Here is a 25,032-nt window from a genome sequence, read left to right on the forward strand (position 1 = left end):
GTTAAATGGGGTACGTGTGTTTGTTTCTACCGATGCTATGCTTTTAGTGGCCTATTTGCCAGCACTTTTATGTAAACATGTCGTCCCGTAGGGACATAATAGCCAAGGGCGTCGGTAGCCAAGGAAAAAAGCCTCTGCTAGCCTTCGTCCCGTAGGGACGAGACATTATTCCAGCGGTTTGAATAGATATTGCTCGTCGTACTCAATGCCGAAAACATCTAAAAACCGGCGGTATTCGTCTAAAAATGTGCGCGTTCGGTGATGCTCTTCCTGATTCTCAATGTAGTTGATAACGGCTTGTAATTGGCTTTTACCATACGAAAAGGCACCGTATCCCTCTTGCCAGGAAAATCGGCTGCCAGTCAGTTTTTTGTCATTAATCCATTTGGATGAGTCTTGTTTAAGTTGTTGCATCAGATCGGAAAGTGATTGGGTAGGGCGCATACCGATCAGGATATGCACGTGGTCTGGCATACCATTAATAGCGATCAGTTTATGGTTATGATTATGTATAATGCCTGTTATATAGTTGTAGAGATCATATTTCCAGGTGGAAGAAATGACGGCAGTGCGGTGTTTGACGGCAAACACGAGTTGGAGATGAATTTGGGTGTAGGTGTTTGGCATTTTAGTGAGTCAGGAAATGAAGCAATTTGACGTAAGTGTTTTCGCTACGTCAACTCGATTTCTGACTATCTTTTTAGAAGAGGTTACACCAGCGCCCTCAACTCCTCCCCGCTGTACAGGCCGAACCATTGGAAACGGCAATGCCCTTTACCTTTTTTAACCAAAGTCATTAGCGATCTGAGTGGACTACTGGGTGGTGTTAATAGGGTAGACTTCATCCCCATTCAATACACTGCCGGAGCCACATACCCCTGATACAATTGCGCAACTGGGAAAATAAAATCCCAATCTTTCCCCCAAACGACGTTGCCGCGTTCAATCTTAAATCGTTTAAAGTTGGCTAATCGACGGTATTTATTGTGCTGTGGATGTGGGTAATTTAGCAAAAATGGTCCGAAGTCAACCACTTGCGATGTGCCATCTGAAAAGTGTATTCGTAAGCGATGTTCACCAACATATTCAGCTTCTGTCACGGTTAACGTTCTCATTGATTTTTAGTTAGATAGTTCATCCTACCAACGCCCTCAATTCCTCCACAACACCTTTAATCGCGGCAACTGTCGCCACTACGTCAGCTTCGGTGTTGAACCGGCCCAGGCTGAAGCGCAGGCAGCAAAAGGCTTCGGTTTCGCTCAGGCCCATCGCCAGCAGTACGTGCGAGGGGTCAATGGAAGCCGCTGTACAGGCCGAGCCATTGGAAACGGCGATGCCTTCCAAACCCATAATCAGCGCGTCGGAGTCGCAGTTTTCGAAATAGATGTTGGTGGTATTGTAAAGCCGGTGTTCTCGATTACCATTTACCCGTGTACCCGGAATAGTAAGTAGAGCCGTTTCAAGTAGAGATGCAATACGTTGCGTCTCATATGCGCCAGCCCGTTTCGATTGCGTCTCTTTCGCGCCAGCCATTTCCAGCCTTGCCAATTCAGCGGCTTTTCCCATCCCGACTATTCCCGGCACATTAAGCGTACCGCTACGTAACCCACGTTCATGACCGCCACCGTGCAACAAAGCTTCCAATTTTACTTTACTCGGCAATCCAGCCCGGTATCCTCCACCCTGTAGCCGTCGCTGCCGGACAAACAGACCACCCACACCTTTAGGGCCGTAGAACTTATGCCCGGAAAAAGCTAGTAAATCAATCAAAGAGGTATCCACATTGATCGGCAGTTTACCCACCGCCTGGGTGGCGTCGGTCATAAATAAGGCACCGGCTTCGTGGGCGATCCGGGCAATTTCCTCAATGGGTTGAATAACGCCCGTTTCGTTATTCACCAGCATGACCGATACCAGAATGGTGTCGGGCCGGAGCGCATCTTTTAATACGGACAAATCCAATAACCCCGCGCCGGCGCTCCGGGCTGGCTGAACTGGCAAATACGTGACGTCATGACCCCGTTTTTCCAGATAGGCGCACACATCCAGCACGGCTTTGTGCTCGGTCTGAACCGTGATGATGTGTCCGGGACCCCGGCTGGCCCCCTGATTCCGATATGTTTCGGCAACACCCTTAATGGCCAGATTGATGGCTTCCGTAGCGCCCGATGTAAAAACCAGCTCGTGCGTTTCGCAAACCAGCAGCTCGGCAAGTTGCTGGCGAGCCTGCTTGACTGCTTCACTCGCGCCAACGCCAAACGGGTGCGTACTGGCCGCATTGGCAAAATTGTCGGTCAGAAACGGCATCATGGCGTCCAGCGCACGCGGGTCCAGCCTGGTGGTGGCGTTGTTGTCGAGGTAAATCATACGTAAAGATACACAGCCCTGAGAAAGAAGGGAAGACGACTAGCTTGCTACTGCCTGATCCCTCCCAACATACCGTTAGATATTATTTAACTCTATCGATATAATCTTCTTGTGCTATTTTGAGCTAATGTATAACTTGGCGAAGTATGCTTATTTCTTCACATATTAGTTTCACTTTTCTAATCTCCAGTCAGTATGTTCAATCATTCCCTGAGAAAAGCCCTATGGTCGGCAATTGTGCCAGCCTTGCTAACGGCCTGCCAGCCTGCAGACAACTTCCAGCGTCAGCCGGATGATGTGGTTCGTTACGGTAGCCAGGCATCGTCGGCACGGGCCGCTGCCGATGTACAGAAATACATTATCACCTTTAAGGCCGATCCACTCATTACCCGTTCGTTGCCCGACAATGCCGGTACGTATGATGCACGGGTGCAACAGATGCAAGGGCTGATTGCCCGATTGGTGGGGACCGATATTGCCGGGAAGACCCAGGAAGTCTACACAACGGCCATCCGTGGATTTGCCGCCGAACTGACTACCGCCGAGCTAGCCCGCTTGCAACGGCTGCCTTTCATTGCCAGCATTGTACCCGATCAGGTCGTTTCACTGGCCGTACCAACAGGTATCGACATAACGATAGGCGCTCAGACTGTACCCTGGGGTATCGAACGGGTGGGGGGTAGTCGGCTCTATACGGGACCTAACAAGGCCTGGATTCTGGATACGGGAATTGATTTCGATCACCCCGACCTGAACGTTGATCTGCCGTTGTGTCGTAATTTCAATAACCCACGGCGCAACGCCGATGACGACAACGGACACGGTTCGCACGTGGCCGGTACCATTGGGGCTAAAGACAACAACTTTGGTGTAGTGGGTGTTGCAGCGGGTGTGAAGGTAATTGCCGTGAAAGTACTGGCTGCGTCGGGGAGTGGTTCCTACGCCGGCGTGATTGCCGGTATCGACTACGTAGCCACGGCGGGTGCACCGGGCGATGTAGCGAACATGAGCCTGGGAGGGGGCATTTACGCGCCGGTTGATGAAGCAGTAAAAGGGGCCGCCAATAAAGGAATCCTGTTTGCGCTGGCGGCAGGCAACGAGTCGCAGAATGCAAATAACTCATCTCCAGGCCGTACCAACCACCCAAACGTCTATACCGTTTCGGCGCATGACTACGACGATAAATTTGCGTCGTTCTCCAACTTCGGAAATCCACCCATCGACTGGTGTGCGCCCGGTGTTAGTGTTTTGTCGACCTGGCGTTCGGGCGGGTACCGAACCATTAGCGGCACCTCAATGGCAACCCCCCACGTAGCGGGTATCCTGCTGTATGGCACGCCTGCTTCACGCGGACCTGTAATCGGCGACCGGGACAGCAACCCGGATCAGATGGCCAAACTGCCGTCTGTAACTCCATAAGTCAGGGAAGCCTGATACCAATGCAAAAGGCCGGAAGAGATTCCGGCCTTTTGCATTTTAAAGAAACACCTGACTTACGGAGTTACAACTCCTGATGTTTGGTTAATGATGCTGGTGTTTCCATTGCCCATTTGCTGAATCTGCAACAGGTTGCCAACACCGGTCTGGGTAACTATGAGGGAGTTGTTGTCACCCTGCTGCATGACAAAATCCGTTGATGTCGGATTAAGGATAGCGTTACCTGTGCCGATCTGCTGAAAAACAGCCTGGTTTCCATTACCAGTCTGAATAACGCCCGATACGTTAAAATCGCCTGATTGGGTAATCTGCGCACTATTGGAGTAGCTTATAGTTTGTCCGGCCTTACCCTGACCAATATAAGCCCGGTTTTCATCCCCGGTTTGGGTGATGCTAGCCTGTCCGCCGATAGCTGCAAATTGCTCAATAGTGGCCTCGTTGAAAAGGCCAATCTGCGCCGTACTAGCCGTGCTGCTGATTGTCGCGAAGTCAGACTGGTCAATGTAACTGACGTTGCCATAACCCGACTGGAACGTAGTCGCATTATTGTCCGGTCCAGCTCCGTTTTCCTGATAGATTTCGGCCAGGTTCTGATCGCCTTCCTGGGTGATTTGGGCGGTTTGTGCAAACGTACTGGTCTGATTAATGTAGGCTTCGTTACCACCAATTAAGTAAATGGTCCCATTCTGATTAATCGTAGCCGTTTGGTTTTCGCCATTCTGCCGAATTTCGGCGGCATCGAGGTAGCTCAGGTTGGTTTGTGTAATGGTAGCGGTGTTGCCGGAGCCGGCTCCGGTTTGCTCAATACCTGCCGAACTACCAACGGCGGCAAGCTGATTGACCGTTGCTCTTTGGTTGATACCGGATTGATTTATTGACACTTCGCTGCCGTAGGTGAAAAAGTCTGACTGATTGGCCAGGGCCTCGTTGTTGGTGCCATTCTGTAAAATCTGGATAAACGTGCCGGGGCCGGAGCCATCATCCTGGGTAGCAACGGCTTTGTTGCCTGTGCCAGTTTGCGTAATGTTAATTTCCTGGGCGTAGGTGCTGGTTTGGGAAGTTGTTAGTTGGTTGTTGGTTCCGTTCTGTACCGCAAGCACTTCCTGACCCTGCCCCTCCTGGGCAAGCGTGGCTTTGTTGTCGATACCGGTCTGGCTCAGTGTGGTAACGTTTGATTGGGCATATGCAGTAGCCATGGTCAGTAGCATAGACCATGTAAGTAATAGGTTTTTCATAATTTAAAGGGTAGATTGAAAAATAAAAGAAACTGTTGAGTCACGAATAAATCATCTTCCGTAAAGTCTGGATGAATCAGGCAAATAGCCCGGCCGACCCTATTACGAAGCTCACGGTAACACCCATCATGCGATCAGTGTATTACGGGCAGAGGTGTGGATAAACGTCTCAAAATGAACCGGCAGGATAGTAATTGAATGGAAATGATTGCATGGGTTTTCTTCGTCCTTTTCAGGAATTTCATCCGGGGGGCCGTTTCCCTTTCACGAAATACAGGGGCAGTTACTGTTCAGTCTATATAAACCATGTGCTAAATGTATGTTGTTAGCACGTAAGACTAGCGCCGTTAACTAAGTTAAGCCGGTTAGTTGCTAAAAATCCGCAAAGTTTTAGGTCTGTATTTGCATAGGCTGCTGGCGTATGTGGCCGGGAGTTTGATCGTGGTATGTACTAGCGGGTACATACTGCGTTGATTGTCAGTAGACTTTTGTCTCCAATACGCCTAATCCTATTTCGTTCGCTAAGTTTCTGTTGGTGACAGCCGGGTTTTGAGTATGTTTGAGTCATATTCATTAATTATGTTCAGTCGTAAAATTATTTCGTTTGCTACGGCCATTGGCCTGTATGTTTTACTAACCAACGGCTTATCGAGCTGCCAGTCGAAGGGTTCAGCAACGGCCGAAACCACCACCAATTCTGTAGCGGTCCCATCCGGTAACTCATCAACCGCGGAGAAATCAGCTGACAAAAGTGCTACAGTTCCCAGCGTAACTGCTCCCGATCCGTCGAGCATTCCAGCCAGTAAAATCGCCGATGCCGCTACCATTCTGGCCCGTCCGCAGGTGCCTGTTTTGTGCTATCATCAGATTCGCGACTGGCGGGCCAGCGACTCCAAATCGGCGAAGGATTACATCATTCCCGTTGCTGCTTTCCGCGAACAGATGAAAATGCTGGCCGATAGCGGTTACCATACCATCCTGCCCGATCAACTCTACGCTTACCTGGCAACGGGCGCACCGCTGCCGCCCAAACCCATTATGCTGACCTTCGATGATGGTGACCTCGACCAATACACCGTGGCTGCTCCCGAACTCGAAAAACACGGTTTCAAAGGTGCGTTCTTTATTATGACCGTGGCCATTGGCCGTCATGGCAAGCAGCCCTATATGGATAAGGCGCAGATTAAGGACCTGTCGGATCGGGGGCATGCCATTGGCGCCCACACCTGGGATCACCATAATGTGAAGAAATACCAGGGTGATGATTGGAAAATTCAACTGGAAGAACCGAAAGCCAAACTGGAAACGATCATTGGAAAGCCTATTCATTATTTTGCCTATCCATTCGGTTTGTGGAACAAACAGGCGCTGCCCGAATTACAGAAACGGGGCTATGTAGCTGCGTTCACTCTGGCCGACAAGCGGGACGACAGTATGCCGCTCTATACCGTTCGCCGGATCATTGCCGGGGGGCAGTGGAAAGCCACGACCATGTACCGGAACATGATCCAAAGCTTCGACTGAGTCGGCATGTAGCCTGGACGGCCACGTCCGGGCAAAGAAGGTCTATACCCGGACGTGGCCGTTCAGGCTACATCCGACAGATTTCTCTCCAAAGTGAAATCCTAAACAGATTTTTAGTAATAAAAGCGGCAAGAGCCGCTTTTATTGTGTAGTGCCGACGGTCGGCACTACAAACCTACCCTCACATGAAAACCAGCATTTTCCTCGCTTTAGTTGGTTTATTTTCTGTATTACATTCGGTCACGGCACAACCGAAACCGCCCCGACTGCTTGTCCGGGGCGATGACATGGGCTATTCACATGCCGGCAACGAAGCCATTGTAAAATGCTACACAGATGGGATTGAGAAGTCGATCGAAGTGCTGGTGCCCTCGCCCTGGTTTCCCGAAGCGGTTGAAATGCTGAAGCAGATCCCAACGGCCGATGTCGGTATTCACCTGACCCTAACCAGCGAATGGGATAACGTGAAATGGCGCCCTCTCTCGGATTGTCCGAGTTTGCGGGATGCCGATGGCTATTTCTTCCCGATGGTTCGCCCGAACAAGGATTACCCTAAACGTTCGGTAGTCGAAAACGACTGGAAACTAGCCGACATTGAAAAGGAATTCAGGGCTCAGATTGAACTGGCGATGCGAAAGATTCCCCGCATAAGCCACATTTCCGGCCATATGGGTTGTACGACTCTTACCGACGAGGTGCAGGCACTCATTAACAAGCTGGCGCAGGAGTATCATCTCCTCAATCCCGGCAACTCCGACCTTGGCCGGGCGGGTTATGTTGGTCCGCATACCACCTCCGCAGAAAAACTTCAGGGCTTCATGAAAATGCTCGAAAGCCTTGAAGCCGGAAAAACGTATTTATTCGTCGATCACCCCGGACTCGACACGCCCGAAATACAGGCTATTCACCATATTGGCTATGAGAACGTTGCCACCGACCGGCAGGGGGTAACGGATGTCTGGACGAACGTACAGGTGAAGGAGTTGATCAAAAAGAAAGGCATTCAGCTGATCGGATACAGTGATTTGGGTTTAAGTAAATAGTCAATTGAGGTAATTAAGTAACGGAAGGATTTCTACCTTAATCACGAGTTATCACCTTAATTGACCATTTGCCTCAATTAACTATTTACTAGTTTTTAAAACCGTCCGGCCCATTCAATACCGGCTACAATATGCGGCATAGCATTTTTGTCCGTAAAGGTTTCATTAGTATGGCCCATGCCGGTATAAAACACGCGCCCTTTCCCGATCACGTTCGTCCATGAAATTGGGTGGTCGCCCCCCATCGCTTTGGGAAAGGTTGCTTTGTAGGTAGCTTCATTTAAGGTTAGCAACACCTGAATGCTGTCTTTTCCCCGAACGCTCTGTTTGAAATTATACCACTCGTCGGCCTTGTGCCATTTGGCCGGAAGATGCTGGGTTGTGGGGTGATTAGGCGTATCGGTAATGATCTCGGCATCGGGCGTATGCTCAGGGTAAAGCGGGTGGTCGCGGAAGTGGGTCCCTAATGCATGATCGTACCAGTCCCAGTCGTATTCGGTGTCCGATGCGGCATGGATGCCCACGTAGCCACCGCCGTTCTCAATAAATTTCTCAAAGGCTCTTTCCTGTTCCGGGGTCAGTACATCGCCCGTGGTCGACAGGAAGACCACCGTTTTAAACCGGCGGAGGAAATCGTCGTTAAAAAAGGCCCCGTTTTCGGTTGTTCTGACGTCCCAGCCTTTTTGGGTACCCACTTTTTTGAGGGCCTCGATCCCCGGCTCAATGGACTCGTGACGGAAGCCGTTGGTTTTGGAAAATATCAACACGCCTTTCGGCCCAACCTGTCCGGGGTCGGCGGGGCGGGTAGTGTCAAAAACCGGCTTCTGCCAGGGTAGTTTGCGCGTTACATACATACCAAACGTAACAAAGCCGCCAATCAATAGGGCAAAAACAAGGACAAGGCCGAGAAGAATTTTTAGAAGTTTACGGAGCATGGAGAAATTGGGGTTTAGGGGGTTTAATTAATTTTAAAGGGTTGAATGGGTAAGACAAACGCCATACGTTGAAAATATGGCGTTTGTCTTACCCATTCAACCCTTTAAGATCAGGCCAGTTCGGCGCGTACCCGTTCGAGCAGGGTCTTGGTGGCCTTAATCCCGTCGTTGGCCGGTAGGTAACCACCCGTTGGGTTGTACATGCTCATGATACCGCCTTCGTATTCGACACCGACGTATCCGTTGAAGCCCGCATCTTTAATGATCTTGAACATTTTCCGGAAATCGGTTTCGGTCTCGTTGCCTTTCGCGTCGAACTTGTGGGTCTTGGCACTAATCCCTTTAGCATACGGCATCATTTTCTTTACGCCCTCATACCGGTCATATTCCTTAATACATTTGGTGCCCATAATGCCTTTGATGTCGTTAGTTTCGGGCTTGCTGCGCTGCCGACAGAAGTTGCCAAAGTCGGGCAGCAAACCCGCGTTGGGCATGTTTACTTGTTTGATAACGCCCACCAGCCAGTCGATGTCCGTCGAGTTGCCGAAGTGGTTTTCCACGATCACGTTCATCTTCGATTTGGCGGCATACTCCAGCAGCTTGTGGTACCCGTCGGCGGCTGTTTTGGCGGCTTCGTTGGCCGGGTCGTCTGCAGCACCCGATATGGCGCGGGAGGTGTCGCCGAGGTTTACCCGGATGGCAGTACACCCCAGAAACTTGGCTGCATCGACCCAGGCATGGTGCGACTCGACGGCCTGCTGACGTTTGGTCTTATCCAGATCGGCAATGTTGGCTCCATCAACCATAATGAGGTTGTTCTTCATGCCCAGGTCGTCGCAGCGCTGTTTGAGTTCCTTCAAATACGCCGGATCGGTATGCTTGTTATTGAAAAACATGGATACGTATTCGAGTACGTTGATACCGAAATCGTTTTTGGCTTTGGCCGGAAACTCCATGTTGGTCATCTTGCCCGACATAAGCTCACCCGCAAAGGAGAACTCGGCCAGCGAGATGTCGAATCCAAACTTTGGGGCACTTATTTCGGCAAACAGTTGATTGGGTAGGGCGGATGCCAGGCCGACGCCAGCGGTTGTCAGACCGAGTTGATGGAGGAAATTACGACGGGATTGTGTCATGGCAGGGTTTGGATCAGATTAGTTAGAAAATTGAACAGTAGCCGGTACGAACAAGGGAGCTTTTCCCGCTTTTTCGTTTTTGAAAACGAAGTACAGATCGTGCTGGCCGGTTATTGGGATAATGGCCGCTTTAACCATATTGGGGGTGAACATAGCGGCCGGGTCTTTACTTTCATTGACCGGAATATCGCCGGTTTGCCCCAGCAGCTGACCCGTTGGCGAGTCGATTCGAACCTCAATGCGGCCACCCATAGCGTTCAACTGCGCTTTAGGCGCGGCTACGGCAAACTCCATGGAGCGAATGCCCGTCAGGTCGAGCTGGTCGAATTTAACGTAGGTGTCGGAACCCATCACAATCACAAGCGGGTAGGGCTGCGTGCCCATTTTGAAGAGCGTGATGCCTTTAGACTGGCTGTTGGACTGGCCCAGCGCAACCAGCGGATTCCGCAAAACAATAGCCTGCTCGGTCAGTTGAGCGGGCAGACCGTTGGCTCCTCTATCTTTATAAGACGCCTGTAAAACCAGATTGCCTTTGTCGTCCTTACCCGGCGTATACGTGCCTTTCGTCGGGAGCAACGGGGCCGTCACTTTCTTATCGGCCAGGGTGAGAATATACTTGACAATTTCGCTCGCGTCGGGTTGGGTGATTTGCGGGTGAGCGGTCATGATAGCATCGCCCCAAACGCCACCACCGCCTTTGATGATCTTGTTCGACAAACTTGCTACGGCGTTGGCGTCGCTTTTGTACCGTTTTGCCACCTCGATGAAGGCCGGACCCACCGATTTTTTGTCGGTAAAATGACAGGCTTTGCAGTCACTTTTTTCCATAAGCGTTTGCCCGGCACCCAGGTAAGCAGCCTCGGAGAATTTATGGCCGGTGCCGCTTACACTTGCCGCCTGTGCGTTGGCGTCATCCTGATACGTAGCCCGAACCATCACCTGTTTAGGCAGAATGCGCCCGCTGGCCAGACTGCCATCTTCTTTATCGGTCACGTTTACCTGATAAGCAATCGACTGGCCGGGGAAATAAAAGCTCTTATTCCCGTTGGTCACGTTTAGGGCCACCTGCGGAGGCTGGTTACCCGCTACAATATCGACCTCGCGGGTGTCTTTCAGGCCCTTCGCATCGGTCACGGTCAATATCGCTTTGTACTGGCCCGGTTTTTGAAACGTGAACGTTGGGTTCGGCTCGTTCAGAATCATTGGCTGGGCACCCGTCCGGTTTACGATCTTCCATTGATACGTCAGTACATCGCCGTCAAAATCTTTGGTACCTTCGGAGGATAAGGCCACTTTCAGCGGAACAGCCCCTGCTTTGGTACTGGCCGCTACCTGCACACTGGGCTTGCGGTTACCGGCGTTGAACTCAATCCGTACCAGCCGTGAATCGTCATTTTTGAGGAACCAGCTGGTGCCGTATTCCAGCACGTATAAATCACCATTTGGCCCGAACGCCATATCGATGGGATGACTGAATCCCATGTTCGGCAGAAAACGCTCCATGCTGGTCATGCCGCCTTTATCGTCGCAACTAACGGCCATAATCATGTCGCGCATCCACTCATAGAGGAATACCTTGCCGTTATAATAGTCCGGGAAAGGTCGTTTGGCGTTTTTAAAGTCGTCTTTGTAATAGGTGGGACCGGCCATGGCACTACGACCACCACTCCCCATAATCGGGAACTTTTTGCTCTCGGCGGCCGGATAGGAAATCAGCGCAGGTTGAGCAGGAGGGAGGTCGCGCAGGCCCGTGTTATTGGGCGATTCGTTGATTGGGTGCGCCGGATCGAATTTGGTACCTCCTTTCCCGGTGGTAAAATCTTTGTCGTAATACGCTTTGTTATCGCCCACAAAATACGGCCAGCCAAAATTGCCCGGCTTCCGCGCCTGGTTGTATTCATCTTCGGCCGTGGGGCCAACGCCAACCGAATCTTCGCCCGCGTCGGGCCCAACATCGCCCCAGTAAACAGCGCCCGTATGCCTGTCGACCGAAATACGGTAGGGATTGCGGTGGCCCATCGTATAAATTTCGGGGCGTGTTCTTTCGGTTCCTTTCGGAAACAGGTTGCCTTCGGGAATGGTGTAGGTACCGTCGGCTTCGGGGTGGATACGCAGAATTTTGCCGCGCAGGTCGTTGGTATTTCCCGACGATTTCTGCGCATCCCAGGGACCCCGACCGGGTCGTTCGTCAATGGGTGCGTAAAGTGTGGCGCGGGGGCTGGTATTGTCGCCGGTCGAGAGGTAGAGATTGCCGTCGCGGTCCCAATCAATGGAGCCGCCGGTATGGCAGCATTGCTCGCGCTGCACGGGCACATCCAGCAACACTTTTTTAGAGGAAAGTACCAGTTCGTCGCCCCGCAGTTCGTAGCGGGTCAGGCTATTTTTGGATTCGCTGCCTGCTGGCGAGTAGTATAGGTAGACCCAGTGGTTTTTCTCGAAGTTGGGATCGATGTTAATGCCCAGCAAACCATCTTCAGCTTCGGTTTCGTGTCCCTCAACGTCTTTGTATTTCGTGCTGACCGGAATGGTCGCAATCGTTTTTACCTGTTTTGTAACCGGCGAATACAATTGAACCTGGCCATGCCGTTCGATAAACAGCACGCGTTCATCGGGTAGAATGGCCATCTCGAGCGGCTCATTTAGTTTTTCGGCCAGTACTACCTTTGTGAACCGATTTTCGTCGGGTTTGTCGCCGGGTGCGGTGAACGACCTCGTTGAGTAGGCCCACAACCCAATGGCACCTGCACCGAGCAGCGCCATTGTTCGGAATGATTGACGAGTATAACGTTTATATGTCATTTTTAATGCGTAGTTTCAACACAATGATACGGATATTTCTTTCATTGTGTATGAAAAACACACTATAAATAATTGAAGTTTTTCAGGATGGAGTACAAAAAGCAGATTGAGCAGCTAATCGTCGACTTCAGAACCAATTACCTTTCTTCCGTATCCATTGACTTTGTCATATTTGGGTTTCATGACGGACAGTTAAAAGTGCTTTTGTTGCGCTGGAAAGAGACCGACAAGTGGTGCCTGCCGGGTGGTCGGGTTCGGCATGAAGAAAATCTGGAAACCGCTGCTTATCGAAGTTTACAGGAGCGGACGGGTTTGAGTGAAATTTTCCTTGAACAGTTTCACACCTTTGGCGATGTGCTGCGGTACACGCATTTTAGTAAAGAGGAAACCATGGGCACACTGGGGTTACCACAGGATGTACTGGATGGTTTTCCAGGCCGTGATGTGTCGGTAGGTTATTATGCGCTGGTCGAATTTGCCAGGGTGACGCCCACCCCCGATCTGTTTACGGACGAATGCCAGTGGTGGGACATCGACCAAATCCCGCTTTTACTCTTCGATCATAATGCCATGATCACGCTGGCCCTGAAAACCCTGCGTCGGCAGTTAAGCTACCAGCCCATAGGCTATAATTTGTTGCCAGAGAAGTTTACCATGCCCGATTTGCAGCAGTTGTATGAAACAATTTTGGGGCAAACGCTCGACCGGCGTAATTTTCAGAAGCGAATTTTAGGGTACGATATATTGGATCGGCTGGACGAACGCAAGACCGGAGGGGCGCACAAAGCGCCGTACTTATACCGTTTTAATAAGGAGAAATACGAGAAAGCGCTGAAAGGTGAGGTTCTTTTTGTCGGATAGTAGCATTTACTTGGACATTTCTTACTTGTTTGCCGGTCAATCACATCTGCTAAAACCTTAATTGACCTTAATTGTTAAGTATTGGCGCTACCGTAAGTCGCAGCCATTCAGCACAATTAAAGTTGTTGGTAGTTGATTAACGCCTTTATTAACAGTTAATTAGCGTACTATTTGAACAACCTGAACTGAAATTAATAGTCGATCTGTCTCGTTAGAGGCCGTAATAGTATCGTACAGTATGAGCACTCGTATTCGTTTAGCCCTCGATCGGACGCCAAACACCAACCACACAGGATTTTATGTTGCTCTGGCCAAAGGGGCTTATGCACAGGCCGATCTCGATGTTGAACTCATTGCTCCTGACCAGGACGATTACCAGACAATGCCCGCCCGTCGTGTTTCGCAAGGGAATGCCGAACTAGCCATCACACCTTCCGAAAGTGTTATAAGTTATCAAACCAATGGGGTTCCCCTGATTGCCGTAGCCGCCGTTCTGGCCCGCGACATCAGTGCGATCGTAACGCTGAAAGAGAGCGGTATCAGTCGCCCCAGAGAACTGGATGGAAAAGTATATGGCTCGTATGGAGCTCGGTATGAAGATGATATGATCCGGCAACTGATTCAGAATGACGATGGCCGTGGTCAGTTTATTTCGCATAAAATGGGGTGGTCGGGTATCTGGCGGGCTCTGTTAACCCGAGAAATCGATGCCGCCTGGTGTTGGTTAACCTGGGAGGGCGTGCAGGCCGATATTCAGGGCGTTGATCTGAACCAGTTTTTGTTCGACGAATACGAAATTCCTTACGGGTACAACCCTGTTCTGACGGCCCAAAGCGAATGGACAGAACAGAATGGCGATGCGTTGCGTCGGTTTTTGGAAGCGACAGCCGCTGGCTACCGGTTTGCCATCAAAAACCCGGATGAGGCCGTGCGGCTTATGATGAAAACGGCCAATCACCCAACCCTAACCAAACGCAATTTTCTGGAGCAGAGCCAGCAACTGGTGTCAGGTTATTACCTGGATGGCGAAGGCCACTGGGGCTTTATGCACCGGAATGTTTGGGTATCGTTCACGAACTGGATGATCCGCAACCACCTGCTCACCGATAAAAACGGCGAACTGATTCAACGGATGGACGTCGAAACCTTATTTACCAACAAATTTCTGGAAGGTGTTCCCGCCATGATGCGGTAAAAGGGGCTGGTCCGCGCCAGCTTACCCACCAATAGTCGACATGGATTCGGTAACCGTGTCGCGTTGCTGTTCGGCTTCGAAGCCGTTGGCGGGGCGATGGGAAAAGGCTTTCAGGAAAGCGGTTGTGAGTTCATCATCGGAGGCACCACTGCGGAGCAAGGCCCGAACATCCAACACACCGTTATCGTACAGGCAGGTTTTAAGTGTGCCCTGCGCGGTCATACGAATGCGGTTGCAAGTGCCGCAGAACGTCCGGCTGAAGGCGGCAATGACACCAATCGTTCCGGCATGACCCGGAATCTGGTAGTTGGCCGAGGTCGAGAACGGCGGATCGGGAAGCTTTTGTAAGTCGGGGAAGTGCGACCGGATTTCGTCGATGATACGGCGGTGCGTCCAGTGCAGAACAGGGTAGTGGCTCCCTTCGCCGTTAAACGGCATTTCTTCAATAAACCGCACATCGACGGGCATGGTGCGTGTCATCTCCGTAAGCGGCACCAGGTCCTGGGTATTTTGTCCGTCCATGACAACGGCGTTGATCTTGGTTTGAATACCCGCTTCCAGCAGCGCATTGAGGGTTTTCAAGACGGCGGGTAGCTCATCGCGCCGGGTAATTTTATGGAATCGATCCCGGTCCAGCGTATCCAAACTTAAATTGACAGACTTGACGCCCAATGCCGCCAGTGCCGGTATGTGCGGTGCTGTCAGCACGCCGTTTGTGGTCAGCGAAATATCGTTGAGTCCGTCAATTTCGGCCAATCGGTGCAGAAAATCCATCAGCCCCGCCCGAACGAACGGCTCTCCGCCTGTGATTCGCACTTTCTGTACACCCAGCCGGGCCAACACCCGTACCAGCCGCTCCATCTCTTCATACGTCAGCACCTGATGTTTGGGCAGGTACTTGATCCCTTCTTCGGGCATGCAGTAAAAACACCGCAAATTACAGCGGTCCGTTACGGCCAGCCGAAGGTAGGTGATGGGGCGATTGTGGTTGTCGTAAATCATGCAGTACCCTATTAACACAAATCTACGGGTTTTGATTGCAGTGGCCAACCCAAATTCTGCCTGTATCTATTGTACGAAACGGGTCTGCTACCCCTCACTAGTCGAGCCAAAATTGAGTTTTGACTGAAAAATAAGTTGGCATACTATTTGGTAAACGTCCAATGTACCCCCTTTCTCCTCATATTCTGTTCCTCAATGAGATACCTATACATGTTATGCCTGCTGGTAAGCAGTTCAGCTGGCTTTGCCCAGGACTGGACGTTTTACGGTTTTTTCCCGACCATCTCCCAGTCGGGAAATCTGAGCAAAAAACTCCAGTATAATCTGTTTCTGTCGTCGACCATTGATGCATTTCACCAAACTGTCGAAACGAAAGAGTTTCCCGCAACGGCGCTTCAGTATTATCTACAACCGAGTATAGCGTATAAAATTTCACCAAATGTTCAGGCTGGCATAGGGTATGCGTATGTCAAGCATAATCTGTTTGGCCTGCACGTCAACGAAAATCGGCTTTGGGCGCAGGTAGTGGCCAGTCATAATGTGCCTCTACTGGGCCGTACAAGGCTAGCGCATCGGTTGCGGTACGAAGAACGATACCCGCTCAATGTGAAAACAGACCAATGGTCGTATGCTACCTTATTTCGGTATCAGTTGGGGGCTACCATTCCGTTGTATGATCCAAAAGTCAAATCGAAAGGGTTTTATGCATCGGCTTCCAATGAGGTATTTCTTTGTATGTCGGGGGCCATAAATAGCCCTATCAGCGCAAAGAATGCCTTTTATGGCGAAAACTGGCTCTATGGCGGCATTGGTTATAATACCGGAAAAATGGGTAAGATTGAACTAGGTTTTATGCATCAGAACCTAATTCGAAACCCGCAGCAGGACCGCCGTTACTTAAATCTGTTACAGGTCACCTGGGCTACTAATTTTGATCTGTCGAATGTGGGTGTCTGGTTTTATACACCAACAAACTAATACTAAGCACCGATTGGCCTGATTCTTGTTTAAGAAGTAGTGTTTGATTGACAGTTTGTAGCTGTAATAGCAAAGTACAAAGTAGGGTGGCACACATTGAGCTTAAGCGTTTGGTATCTCACAGGCATAACCTGATTAAAAAATAGTGGATAACTAGACTGTCTTGATTTTGTTGAGAAATTAGTATTATTTTTGAGAAAACTTTCACTGATCATACCTCGTGAAGAAAGCAGTTTCCATCGGTCTCTTTGGCTTGTTCCTCTACCACACGCTGGCGTATGTGCTGGTGTTTGTGGGTACGTGGTGGCAGGCAGAGCACGACCTGACGGAACGGCTTCAGGTATACCGATCGGTGGATAGCATTGTTGAGTTTCAGATTCCGTTAAAAGATTCTCCCGATGCCAGTGCCATTACCCGTACAACATCGGACGGGTTCAGCTACCGCGGGCAGTATTACAGCGTGGTCAGTCTGGAAATCAAAGGCGACACCCTGAACATTGCCGGGTTGCAGTCGGAGAGCCACTCGTTCTGGCAAAGCGATCTGCTGTCGTTTTTGAACGACCATATCAGCGGTGCCACCGATTCCCACAAAAAGGCGAATCAACTGCTGAAATTTCTGTTGAAAGAATACTCGCCCAATCCGCGGGCTGTGTTTGATTTTCTCTCGCCCAACTGGCGCGAATCTGTCCGAATTCCAAACGTTTTGTTTGTAGTTGCGGCCCGCGCCCTGCCCGTTCATTCGCCCCCTCCCGAAGTCTAAGGTGAATTCCTGATCGCGTTTCCGGATCAAGTTGACGTAGCATTTTGCTGGTTGTTTGCCTATACGTTTTTGTATAGACAACGGTATTCATTCGATACCTCATGGGATCGTTAGAACGAATACGTACGTGATTGCTATCAATTGACCATTCCATTCTGTAGCCTGAAGCTCCGGCGTTTTGGCTCCGCGATCATACGGATGTTGATCATGCTGATGGACTGATCAGACCTGTTGGTTTGTGTTTACACAACTCATGGGCTGAATCGGCTTCTGTCATCGTGAGTCATTCCGTGGCTATTCATTTTTCCATCTCAGACATTTTTTTTCCATGAAGTCGATTTATACGATCGTTCTGGCTTTTGCCTATATAGTACTTTTTAACGTATCCGCGTCGGCACAGGGGTGCGTGGCCGTTCGTCACATGAGTTGCGCGGCTCCGGCGGGTTCGGCCGATTATTTCAAACAACGCAACGGCCACTGGCAGGTGTCGGCAGGGTATCGGTTCTTCCGTTCCTACAAGCATTTCGTGGGCGCTGAAGAACAGACGCAGCGTGTTGAGCAGGGCACGAATGTGATCAACGTATCGCACGCACTCGATTTAGGACTTACGTATCTGGTCAACCAGCGCCTTTCGTTCTCGGTCAATCTGCCGCTTCAGAACAATGACCGCTCGTCGCTTTACGAACATTACGGCAACGCTGTCGCGCAAAATCCGCAGCAGAAACGCTTCCATACGGGCTCGCAGGGTATTGGCGATCTGCGTCTTTCGGGAAGCTACTGGCTCGTGAACCCCGTTAAGCTTCCCAAAGCCAATCTGGCCGTAGGGCTGGGTGTAAAACTGCCAACGGGCAACTATCAAGCAACGGATGATTTTCATAAACTGACCAAAGAAGGGGTGGATTACACCATTAATAAGCCGGTCGATCAGTCGATTCAGCTAGGCGATGGTGGCGTTGGCGTTAGCGTTGAACTCCAGGGGTATGTGTCTCTTACCAAAACGTTAACGGCCTACGCCAATGGTTTTTATCTCTTCAACCCCCGCGAAACCAATGGCGTTATCCGTAGCCCGGAAGCGACGACTATCGACCTCGTAACCGGCTCGTTCTCCGTTGCCGATCAGTTTGCCGCTCGTGTTGGTCTGAGCCAGTCGATCAAGGCTGTTCCGGGGCTGGCCATTATGCTGGGTGGTCGGGTAGAAGGTGTTCCGGCTATCGACGCCTTTGGCGGTAGCTCAGGTTTCCGCCGTCCGGGATACATCGTGTCTGTAGAGCCGGGCGTGTCGTACATGCGTCACAAAACATCCATCGCGGCTACTGTGCCGGTTGCTGTGTACCGAAACCGCATCACCAGCTACGCCGACCGGCTCGACCCACTGGGCCTGAAACATGGTGATGCCGCCTTCGCTGATTATCTGGTATCGATCAACGTATCGCGCTGGTTTTAAGTAATAGTTATTGGTTAATGGTTATTGGCTATTGCTTGACAGTCACTCTGTTAATCAATAACTAATAACTACTACCTAATACTTGCCATTTTCCCCAGATTAATCCTGCAATCTGATTATGAAAAGCAAGATGTCACAGCTATGGGTGGCCGTTCTGAGTGCGTGCTTATCCGGCAGCGCGTCAGCCCAGTTGGTCAGTCAACGAGTGGCTTCTCAGCCCCAAATGACGGATTCGCTGCCCACCCGAACCCTGAACCAGGTGACGGTAAAAGGGAATCGTTCGACATTTGTGGAGTCGTTGCCTAATATACAGGGTACGTATTTGATGGGTGGGAAGAAAAGTGAGGTAATTCGGTTATCGGAAATCGACGCGAACGTAGCCGAAAAAACGCCCCGTCAGCTCTTTGCCCGGATTCCCGGTGTATTTGTCTATGATATGGATGGTACGGGGAATCAGATCAACATTGCCACCCGAGGTCTTGATCCGCACCGTTCCTGGGAGAATAATATTCGTCAGAATGGTGTCATTACCAACTCCGACATGTACGGTTATCCAGCCAGTCATTACTCACCACCGATGGAAAGTATCAACCGGATCGAACTCGTTCGCGGTACGGCTTCGCTTCAATACGGGGCACAGTTTGGGGGTATGCTCAATTACGTAACCAAAGGGGCCGATACGACCCGCCGGTTCGGATTTGAAACCGTCAATTCGCTGGGTACTTACGGCTTGCGGAGTTCATATAACGCCATTGGCGGTCGGGTGGGTAAATGGACGTATTACGCTTATTACTACCGCCGTCATTCGGATGGGTATCGGCAGAACAGCCAGTCCAATGCCGAAGCCCAGTTCGGGCGGGTGCAGTTTCAGGCAAGCCGGACATTGAGCCTGACGGCGGAGTTTGGCCGGTCGACGTACACCTACCAGATTCCCGGTCCGCTGACGGATGCCATGTTTGCCCAGGACCCGCGCCAGTCGACCCGGAGCCGCAACTATTTTAACCCGGACATCTACATCCCGTCGGTAAAAGCCGACTGGCAATTGTCGGACCGAACGCGGCTTTCGTGGACCGTTTCGGCAGTGTTGGGTGCCCGGAATAGCGTTCAACTGAATGCGTTTGCGACCGTTCCCGACACGATTAGTCGGGTGACGGGGCAATACAGACCCCGGCAGGTAGATGTCGACAACTTCAATAGCTACACCTCCGAAACGCGGTTGCTGCATCGCTACAAACTCGGTGGGATTGGCGCTACACTGGCGACGGGTGTCCAGTTGATTAGCACGGATCTGCACCGGCGACAACTGGGCGTTGGCACAACCGCCAGCGATTTCGACCTGACGCTAACCAGCCCGTTCAAACGTGATTTACACTTTCGAACCAACAACATCGCCATGTTTGCCGAAAATCAGTTTTACCTCACCAACCGACTAACGGTCTCGCCGGGTATTCGTATCGAACAGGGCAAAACGGAGATGCGGGGCTCTATTACGTATTACGATCCGGGTAATCTGCCCACCGATATCTGCCACAAATTTGCCTTGCTGGGCGTCAATGGGGAGTACCGGATCAACGATATCGTGAAAGTGTACGGAGGCTGGTCGCAGGCGTATCGCCCGGTTATTTTTAAGGACATTATCCCCACGTCGGTTTACGAACGCATCGACAAGAGTCTGAAAGATGCCTACGGGTATAACGCTGAAATCGGGGTCGATGGCCGCTGGCAGGGGCTGCATATGAATATCACGGTTTTTGATCTGCTCTACCGGAATCGCCTGGGTACCCTGCTGTTGACCAATACCGATGGCTCGAACTATGTGTTTCGCACCAACATTGGCGACAGCCGGAGCACGGGTTTCGAAGCGCTGATCGAAGGGCAACTTGTTCAGGCGGGCAAGGTAACGATCAATGGGTTCACCTCGACAGCCTTCAACAACGCCCGCTACCTCAACGGTCGGGTTGCGGCCGGTGGTGAGAATCGGACGATAGCGGGTAATGAGGTGGAATCGGCTCCGCGCTGGACCAGCCGCAATGGATTGTCGGCCCGATACGGAACCGCCAGTTTGACGCTGCAATACAGCTACGTCAGCCAGACCTTCTCCGACGCGCTCAATACGGCTGTTCCTTCGGCCAATGGCGCGGTGGGACCAGTGCCTGCCTACAGCCTGTGGGACCTGAATGGTACCTGGCACATCCGGCCTTCGCTCACCGTGCGGGGCAGTGTCAGTAACCTGCTAAACAAACAATATTTCACCAAACGCCCAACTTTCTATCCAGGGCCGGGCGTCTGGTCGTCGGATGGCCGCAGTGCAGTACTAACCGTTGGCCTCACGATTTAGATAGTGGTTAATGGTTACTGAGTTACTTGTTAATGTGCTGACTGTTAACCAATAATCAATAACTAATAACTATTAATCAACAACTGGATAATCCATCGTATTCTAAAATAGAACCAACCAATGAAAAGAAATTTAAAATGCCTGATCCTTGCTGCGCTACTGACGCCCTTCGCGGCTCAGGCTCAGATGCCGCAGGATGCGATTTACATGAACAAACGGCAAATCTGCGTAGCGGGTATGTACGGCTACAGCTCCTGGAACCAGTACTGGGAAAATACCCTCAAACGTGAGAATTTCAACATCGGCACGCACACTACCCAGAGCTTTATGCTGATGCCTGTTATCGGGATTACCAAGCGGGTCAATGTTATCCTGAGTCTGCCGTATGTCTGGACGAGCACCAGTGCGGGCAACCTGATGGGTCAGCGGGGCATTCAGGACGCGTCGGCCTGGCTGAAAGTGAAAGCCGTACAGGTCGGAGGGTTTTCGGTCAATGCGGTTGTTGGCGGCTCCATTCCGCTGGGTAGTTATGTGCCGAGTTTCCTGCCCATGTCCATTGGTCTGCAATGCCGGACGTTCACGGGACGCCTGTTGCTGAACTACAAGGAACCCAAAACGGGCCTTTATCTGACAGCGCACGGCAGCTATGGCTGGCGGAGTAACATGCGTATCGACCAGGATGCTTATCAGGCCAACGAACGGGTGTACAATACCAACGAGGTGCAGGTGCCCAATACCTATGATGCAGCTGTTCGGCTCGGTGTACAGCGGAAGGGCTGGCAAACGGAATTCTGGGCGGAGCGCTCGGCCTGCCTCAACGGAGACAACATCCGCCGGAACGACATGCCGTTTCCGACCAACAACATGCAGGCGACATCGGTGGGCTGGTATGCTAAAGTACAGCCGCATAACATCGGGGTCAACGCCCGTGTGGGGTATGTGGTCGACGGGTTAAATGTAGGCCAGAGCACCAGCTACATGCTGGGGCTATTGTATCAGATCAATTTTAAGAAATAATTCGACTCCTGAAGCGTCTGTAACGCCATGAAAAAATATAGTAAACTACTGACAATAAGCTGCGTACTGGTCGGTCTGTCGGCCGCCGTTATCTCTTGTGATAAAAGCATTACCGAGCCATTGCGGGTAGGGTATACGCCCACCAGTGTCGACGACAAGGCCGGTACCTGGAAAACCTACGTGCTCACCGCACCTACCGATGTAACGGTGGCTACGCCAACAGCGGTAACCTCGTCTGAATACTTAGCTGAAGTCGCAGACCTTAAAAGCAAATCGGCGAGTTTAACCCAGGAACAACAGGAAGCGGTTGTCTATTGGGGAGCCGGAGCGGTTTATCGCTGGAATGAAATTGCCCGCGAACTGGCTGCGAGATACAACGTGCCACCAGCCTCCACCCCCGACGGGAAGTACCCCGTTCCGGATGCGGCTAACCCGCTGGCCGATCCCCGGTTCCCGTTTGCCAACCCACCCTATACGGCCCGGGCGTTTGCCTATCTGAGCGTAGCGCAATACGATGCACTGGTGGCTGCCTGGAACTTTAAGTACAAATTCAAACGGTCGGCTCCTTCGAAAGCGGATGCCAGCGTTCGGGTTGCGTTACCAAGTTCGGCCTTGCCTTCGTATCCATCGGAAGATGCGGTGGTGGCAGCGGCTTCGTACACGGTGCTGAAAGCGATGTTTCCGGGCGAAGTGCCCTTTCTGGATGCCAAGCTGGCCGAACACCGCAACAGCCGCCTGTGGGCCGGTATGAACGTCATGAGTGACCTGAACGCTGGGGGTAATTTAGGCAGTCAGGTAGCGGCTAAAGTGATGGCTCGCGCCAGAGCCGATGGTATGAGTGCCGCCAACAACCAGACGCTCACGGCAGCTATGATCACCGATGCCAAAGCCCGGGGGTTGAGTGAGGTTTGGGTCAGCCAGGAGACACCAGCCCGTCCGCCAATGCTGCCCAACTACGGAGCGGTGATGAACTGGAATTTCGACGCGGCTACCAAAGTGAAACTGCGCCCCGGTCCACCGCCAGCCCTTGGTAGTGCGGAGTTTACAACGGCGCTGAATGAGCTGAAGGCGATCAACAAAAACCAGACCCGCGAACAGGCCCGGATTGCCAACTATTGGGCCGATGGAGCGGGAACGTACACGCCCCCCGGCCACTGGATGCGAACAGCAGCCAATGCAGCCCACGACGCGAAGTACAGCGAAGTGCGCATGGCCCGTACGCTGGCGCTGGTGGCTACCGCTCTGATGGACGCCGGCGTTTGCTGCTGGGATACTAAAATGTTCTATTACTACCCCCGTCCGCAGCAGTTTGGCGTGAAAACGTCCGTGGGTCTTCCAAATTTTCCGTCCTACACGTCGGGGCATTCGACCTTCTCGGCGGCTGCGGCTGTCGTGCTGGCCAGCATCTTTCCCGATCAGGCCGACGACTTCTGGAAGAAAGCGCAGGAAGCTTCTGATTCACGGGTGTATGGCATGATCCATTACCGGTTCGACTGTACGGCTGGATTAGCCTGTGGTAAGAACATTGGCGCTTATGCCGTAGAACGCGGTAAAGCAGACGGGTCTGGACTGTAAAGAATACTTATTTACCACCCCCAACCGAAGCGTCGGCCCGGCCCCCTCCTAAAACAGGAGGGGGCTTAAACAAGGATAACCTTCTGCATAGCCCCCTCCTGTTTTAGGAGGGGGCCGGGCCGACGCTTCGGTTGGGGGTGTTAACATTAACCATCATCACAAATTTCTCCCTCCATCACTCATGAAGTCAAGTAAATACATACTGGTCGCCATTCTCTTACTGGCTGGTTCGATTGCGGTTCAGGCGCAATATATCGCGATGAATACGGGCGTAGCCCAGAAGAACGAGGCTCTAATTAAGAAAAACAACGCACTAACGGTAAGTACTGCCAATGGTAGAACCGTTGTCGCTTTCTTTAATGCACTACTGAATGCCCGCGACGTAGCATTCCTGAAAACCGTCATTACGCCGGATATTCATTTTCGGAATTCGCTGGGCGCAACCGTGGAAGGCATTGATGGTCTGGTCCAGATGATGGGTAAAATGGATAACAACTTTGCCGGTTTTCGAATCGACATAACCGAGGTGGTCAGCGAGGGTGATGCCGTATTCCTGAAAGCTAACTTTTCGGGCACGCACAGCAGTGCGTTTCTGGCTCCTGCTGCAACGGGTAAACCGTTTACGGTACCCGGTTTCGCACGTTTTACGCTGCGGGATGGTAAAGTGGCGGAGGGGTTCGCGGTGGCTGACTTTTACCAGATCACGAAACAAATTCAATAACTCAACGTATGCCTCATATACCACTGCCTGAGCAACTCCCCGGCATTACGGGACTGCTCGAATATCGTTTGGACACGGCTCAGCCCATTCGTGAGCTCACGCAGATTTTACTGCGGGGTGAATCAACGTTGTCGCCGGGGGAGCGTGAGCTGATTGCCGCGCTGGTCTCGTCGCGAAACTGCACGAATTTCTGTGAAGCAGCCCATACCAAAGCCGCCGACCTGCTGCTGGGCGACGATGAAACGGCCCTGGCCGTGAAACAGGATATCGAAACGGCACCTGTCAGCGGGAAAATGAAAGCCTTGCTTCAGATCGCGGCCCTCGCTCAAAGGAGTGGTAAAGCCGTCACGGCCGAAGCCGTAGCCCGCGCCCGCGAAGCCGGTGCCACCGACCGCGAGATTCACGATACGGTGCTGATTACAGCCCTGTTCTCGTTGTACAACAAGTACGTGGATGGCATGGCCACAGTCGCCCCGGCCGACCCCGCGTATTACCAGATGCTTGGTGAGCGGATCACCAGCCGGGGCTATGTTCGGCCACCGGGGGGGTATCCTGTACAAACACACTAACTGGTTGGTAGGGCGCTTGCCCATATGTCGTGCGGTATAGATAACCGCACGGCGAACCTGAAAACAAACCGATTTTCTCATTTACTGGACGTTCAT

General features: G+C 51.7%; 21 protein-coding genes. 13 read left to right on the top strand and 8 right to left on the bottom strand.

The genetic code is table 11. The features are described from left to right. Positions 1 to 165: 165 nt before the first annotated feature. From tnpA to CRO74_RS13155, 3 genes are all read right to left on the bottom strand, one after another. The gene (gene tnpA / locus CRO74_RS13145) at positions 166 to 627 is read right to left on the bottom strand and encodes an IS200/IS605 family transposase (protein WP_097126509.1); all 462 of its coding nucleotides are present in this window, start codon (positions 625 to 627) and stop codon (positions 166 to 168) included. A 224-nt stretch (positions 628 to 851) separates the two neighbouring features. Continuing rightward, positions 852 to 1,115 (bottom strand): DUF2442 domain-containing protein, encoded by a 264-nt coding sequence (locus CRO74_RS13150; RefSeq protein WP_097126510.1) that lies wholly within the window; start codon positions 1,113 to 1,115, stop codon positions 852 to 854. A gap of 19 nt (positions 1,116 to 1,134) precedes the next feature. Further along, positions 1,135 to 2,367 (bottom strand): cysteine desulfurase family protein, encoded by a 1,233-nt coding sequence (locus CRO74_RS13155; protein ID WP_097126511.1) that lies wholly within the window; start codon positions 2,365 to 2,367, stop codon positions 1,135 to 1,137. Positions 2,368 to 2,562: 195 nt separating this feature from the next. Between CRO74_RS13155 and CRO74_RS13160 the strand changes: the two genes are divergently transcribed. Beyond that, a complete protein-coding gene (locus CRO74_RS13160) occupies positions 2,563 to 3,786 on the top strand; it encodes a S8 family serine peptidase (protein ID WP_097126512.1) in 1,224 nt (407 codons plus the stop codon). A 74-nt stretch (positions 3,787 to 3,860) separates the two neighbouring features. On the opposite strand, the gene CRO74_RS13165 is transcribed toward CRO74_RS13160, so the two are convergent. Further along, positions 3,861 to 5,039, bottom strand: coding sequence for a hypothetical protein (locus CRO74_RS13165; protein WP_144035912.1), 1,179 nt, complete (start codon positions 5,037 to 5,039; stop codon positions 3,861 to 3,863). A 579-nt stretch (positions 5,040 to 5,618) separates the two neighbouring features. Here CRO74_RS13165 and CRO74_RS13170 point away from each other — a divergent pair. Further along, positions 5,619 to 6,563 carry a polysaccharide deacetylase family protein gene (locus tag CRO74_RS13170; RefSeq protein WP_097126514.1) on the top strand — a complete coding sequence of 315 codons (945 nt, stop codon included), beginning with the start codon at positions 5,619 to 5,621 and terminating at the stop codon, positions 6,561 to 6,563. A gap of 185 nt (positions 6,564 to 6,748) precedes the next feature. Next, positions 6,749 to 7,606, top strand: a complete 858-nt coding sequence (locus CRO74_RS13175; protein WP_097126515.1) for a polysaccharide deacetylase family protein — start codon at positions 6,749 to 6,751, stop codon at positions 7,604 to 7,606. Positions 7,607 to 7,701: 95 nt separating this feature from the next. Here CRO74_RS13175 and CRO74_RS13180 read toward each other — a convergent pair whose 3' ends face one another. From CRO74_RS13180 to CRO74_RS13190, 3 genes are all read right to left on the bottom strand, one after another. After that, positions 7,702 to 8,541 (bottom strand): ThuA domain-containing protein, encoded by an 840-nt coding sequence (locus CRO74_RS13180; RefSeq protein WP_097126516.1) that lies wholly within the window; start codon positions 8,539 to 8,541, stop codon positions 7,702 to 7,704. Between the two features lie 110 nt (positions 8,542 to 8,651). After that, a complete protein-coding gene (locus tag CRO74_RS13185; protein WP_097126517.1) occupies positions 8,652 to 9,677 on the bottom strand; it encodes a sugar phosphate isomerase/epimerase family protein in 1,026 nt (341 codons plus the stop codon). An 18-nt stretch (positions 9,678 to 9,695) separates the two neighbouring features. Then, positions 9,696 to 12,476 (bottom strand): PQQ-dependent sugar dehydrogenase, encoded by a 2,781-nt coding sequence (locus CRO74_RS13190; RefSeq protein WP_245877839.1) that lies wholly within the window; start codon positions 12,474 to 12,476, stop codon positions 9,696 to 9,698. Between the two features lie 87 nt (positions 12,477 to 12,563). Here CRO74_RS13190 and CRO74_RS13195 point away from each other — a divergent pair, with 87 nt between their 5' ends. Then, positions 12,564 to 13,337: an NUDIX hydrolase gene (locus CRO74_RS13195; protein WP_097126519.1), complete on the top strand. Its 774-nt coding sequence runs from the start codon at positions 12,564 to 12,566 to the stop codon at positions 13,335 to 13,337. Between the two features lie 238 nt (positions 13,338 to 13,575). After that, positions 13,576 to 14,532, top strand: a complete 957-nt coding sequence (locus CRO74_RS13200; protein WP_097126520.1) for an ABC transporter substrate-binding protein — start codon at positions 13,576 to 13,578, stop codon at positions 14,530 to 14,532. 21 nt (positions 14,533 to 14,553) lie between these two features. Here CRO74_RS13200 and moaA read toward each other — a convergent pair whose 3' ends face one another. Then, positions 14,554 to 15,534, bottom strand: coding sequence for a GTP 3',8-cyclase MoaA (gene moaA / locus CRO74_RS13205; protein ID WP_097126521.1), 981 nt, complete (start codon positions 15,532 to 15,534; stop codon positions 14,554 to 14,556). 195 nt (positions 15,535 to 15,729) lie between these two features. Here moaA and CRO74_RS13210 point away from each other — a divergent pair, with 195 nt between their 5' ends. The 8 genes from CRO74_RS13210 to CRO74_RS13245 all read left to right on the top strand — a co-directional run bounded on the left by CRO74_RS13210 (position 15,730) and on the right by CRO74_RS13245 (position 24,936). Further along, positions 15,730 to 16,512, top strand: coding sequence for a DUF2490 domain-containing protein (locus CRO74_RS13210; RefSeq protein WP_097126522.1), 783 nt, complete (start codon positions 15,730 to 15,732; stop codon positions 16,510 to 16,512). Between the two features lie 220 nt (positions 16,513 to 16,732). Next, positions 16,733 to 17,272 (top strand): hypothetical protein, encoded by a 540-nt coding sequence (locus tag CRO74_RS13215; protein WP_097126523.1) that lies wholly within the window; start codon positions 16,733 to 16,735, stop codon positions 17,270 to 17,272. Between the two features lie 328 nt (positions 17,273 to 17,600). Further along, positions 17,601 to 18,716, top strand: a complete 1,116-nt coding sequence (locus CRO74_RS13220; protein ID WP_097126524.1) for a hypothetical protein — start codon at positions 17,601 to 17,603, stop codon at positions 18,714 to 18,716. A 118-nt stretch (positions 18,717 to 18,834) separates the two neighbouring features. Further along, entirely contained in the window at positions 18,835 to 21,054 is a 2,220-nt protein-coding gene (locus CRO74_RS13225) for a TonB-dependent receptor family protein (RefSeq protein WP_097126525.1), read from the top strand. Between the two features lie 120 nt (positions 21,055 to 21,174). Continuing rightward, positions 21,175 to 22,071, top strand: a complete 897-nt coding sequence (locus CRO74_RS13230) for a hypothetical protein (protein ID WP_097126526.1) — start codon at positions 21,175 to 21,177, stop codon at positions 22,069 to 22,071. Between the two features lie 27 nt (positions 22,072 to 22,098). Next, positions 22,099 to 23,646 (top strand): vanadium-dependent haloperoxidase, encoded by a 1,548-nt coding sequence (locus CRO74_RS13235; protein WP_097126527.1) that lies wholly within the window; start codon positions 22,099 to 22,101, stop codon positions 23,644 to 23,646. A 181-nt stretch (positions 23,647 to 23,827) separates the two neighbouring features. Continuing rightward, positions 23,828 to 24,367, top strand: coding sequence for an ester cyclase (locus CRO74_RS13240; protein ID WP_097126528.1), 540 nt, complete (start codon positions 23,828 to 23,830; stop codon positions 24,365 to 24,367). An 8-nt stretch (positions 24,368 to 24,375) separates the two neighbouring features. Continuing rightward, complete coding sequence (locus CRO74_RS13245) at positions 24,376 to 24,936, top strand: carboxymuconolactone decarboxylase family protein (protein ID WP_097126529.1); 561 nt, start codon at positions 24,376 to 24,378, stop codon at positions 24,934 to 24,936. The last annotated feature ends 96 nt before the right edge of the window (positions 24,937 to 25,032 follow it).

Origin of the sequence: Spirosoma fluviale, from assembly GCF_900230225.1 — a bacterium.
GTDB lineage: Bacteria > Bacteroidota > Bacteroidia > Cytophagales > Spirosomataceae > Spirosoma > Spirosoma fluviale.

Bases quoted from the DNA above. Each gene is read 5' to 3' on its own strand.
- CRO74_RS13235 (WP_097126527.1), top strand. From the start codon at position 22,099: ATGAAAAAATATAGTAAACTACTGACAATAAGCTGCGTACTGGTCGGT.
- CRO74_RS13200 (WP_097126520.1), top strand. From the start codon at position 13,576: ATGAGCACTCGTATTCGTTTAGCCCTCGATCGGACGCCAAACACCAAC.
- CRO74_RS13175 (WP_097126515.1), top strand. From the start codon at position 6,749: ATGAAAACCAGCATTTTCCTCGCTTTAGTTGGTTTATTTTCTGTATTA.
- CRO74_RS13190 (WP_245877839.1), bottom strand. From the start codon at position 12,476: ATGACATATAAACGTTATACTCGTCAATCATTCCGAACAATGGCGCTG.
- CRO74_RS13230 (WP_097126526.1), top strand. From the start codon at position 21,175: ATGAAAAGAAATTTAAAATGCCTGATCCTTGCTGCGCTACTGACGCCC.
- CRO74_RS13185 (WP_097126517.1), bottom strand. From the start codon at position 9,677: ATGACACAATCCCGTCGTAATTTCCTCCATCAACTCGGTCTGACAACC.
- moaA (WP_097126521.1), bottom strand. From the start codon at position 15,534: ATGATTTACGACAACCACAATCGCCCCATCACCTACCTTCGGCTGGCC.
- CRO74_RS13245 (WP_097126529.1), top strand. From the start codon at position 24,376: ATGCCTCATATACCACTGCCTGAGCAACTCCCCGGCATTACGGGACTG.
- CRO74_RS13155 (WP_097126511.1), bottom strand. From the start codon at position 2,367: ATGATTTACCTCGACAACAACGCCACCACCAGGCTGGACCCGCGTGCG.
- CRO74_RS13220 (WP_097126524.1), top strand. From the start codon at position 17,601: ATGAAGTCGATTTATACGATCGTTCTGGCTTTTGCCTATATAGTACTT.
- CRO74_RS13150 (WP_097126510.1), bottom strand. From the start codon at position 1,115: ATGAGAACGTTAACCGTGACAGAAGCTGAATATGTTGGTGAACATCGC.
- tnpA (WP_097126509.1), bottom strand. From the start codon at position 627: ATGCCAAACACCTACACCCAAATTCATCTCCAACTCGTGTTTGCCGTC.
- CRO74_RS13210 (WP_097126522.1), top strand. From the start codon at position 15,730: ATGAGATACCTATACATGTTATGCCTGCTGGTAAGCAGTTCAGCTGGC.
- CRO74_RS13160 (WP_097126512.1), top strand. From the start codon at position 2,563: ATGTTCAATCATTCCCTGAGAAAAGCCCTATGGTCGGCAATTGTGCCA.
- CRO74_RS13240 (WP_097126528.1), top strand. From the start codon at position 23,828: ATGAAGTCAAGTAAATACATACTGGTCGCCATTCTCTTACTGGCTGGT.
- CRO74_RS13180 (WP_097126516.1), bottom strand. From the start codon at position 8,541: ATGCTCCGTAAACTTCTAAAAATTCTTCTCGGCCTTGTCCTTGTTTTT.
- CRO74_RS13170 (WP_097126514.1), top strand. From the start codon at position 5,619: ATGTTCAGTCGTAAAATTATTTCGTTTGCTACGGCCATTGGCCTGTAT.
- CRO74_RS13225 (WP_097126525.1), top strand. From the start codon at position 18,835: ATGAAAAGCAAGATGTCACAGCTATGGGTGGCCGTTCTGAGTGCGTGC.
- CRO74_RS13165 (WP_144035912.1), bottom strand. From the start codon at position 5,039: ATGAAAAACCTATTACTTACATGGTCTATGCTACTGACCATGGCTACT.
- CRO74_RS13195 (WP_097126519.1), top strand. From the start codon at position 12,564: ATGGAGTACAAAAAGCAGATTGAGCAGCTAATCGTCGACTTCAGAACC.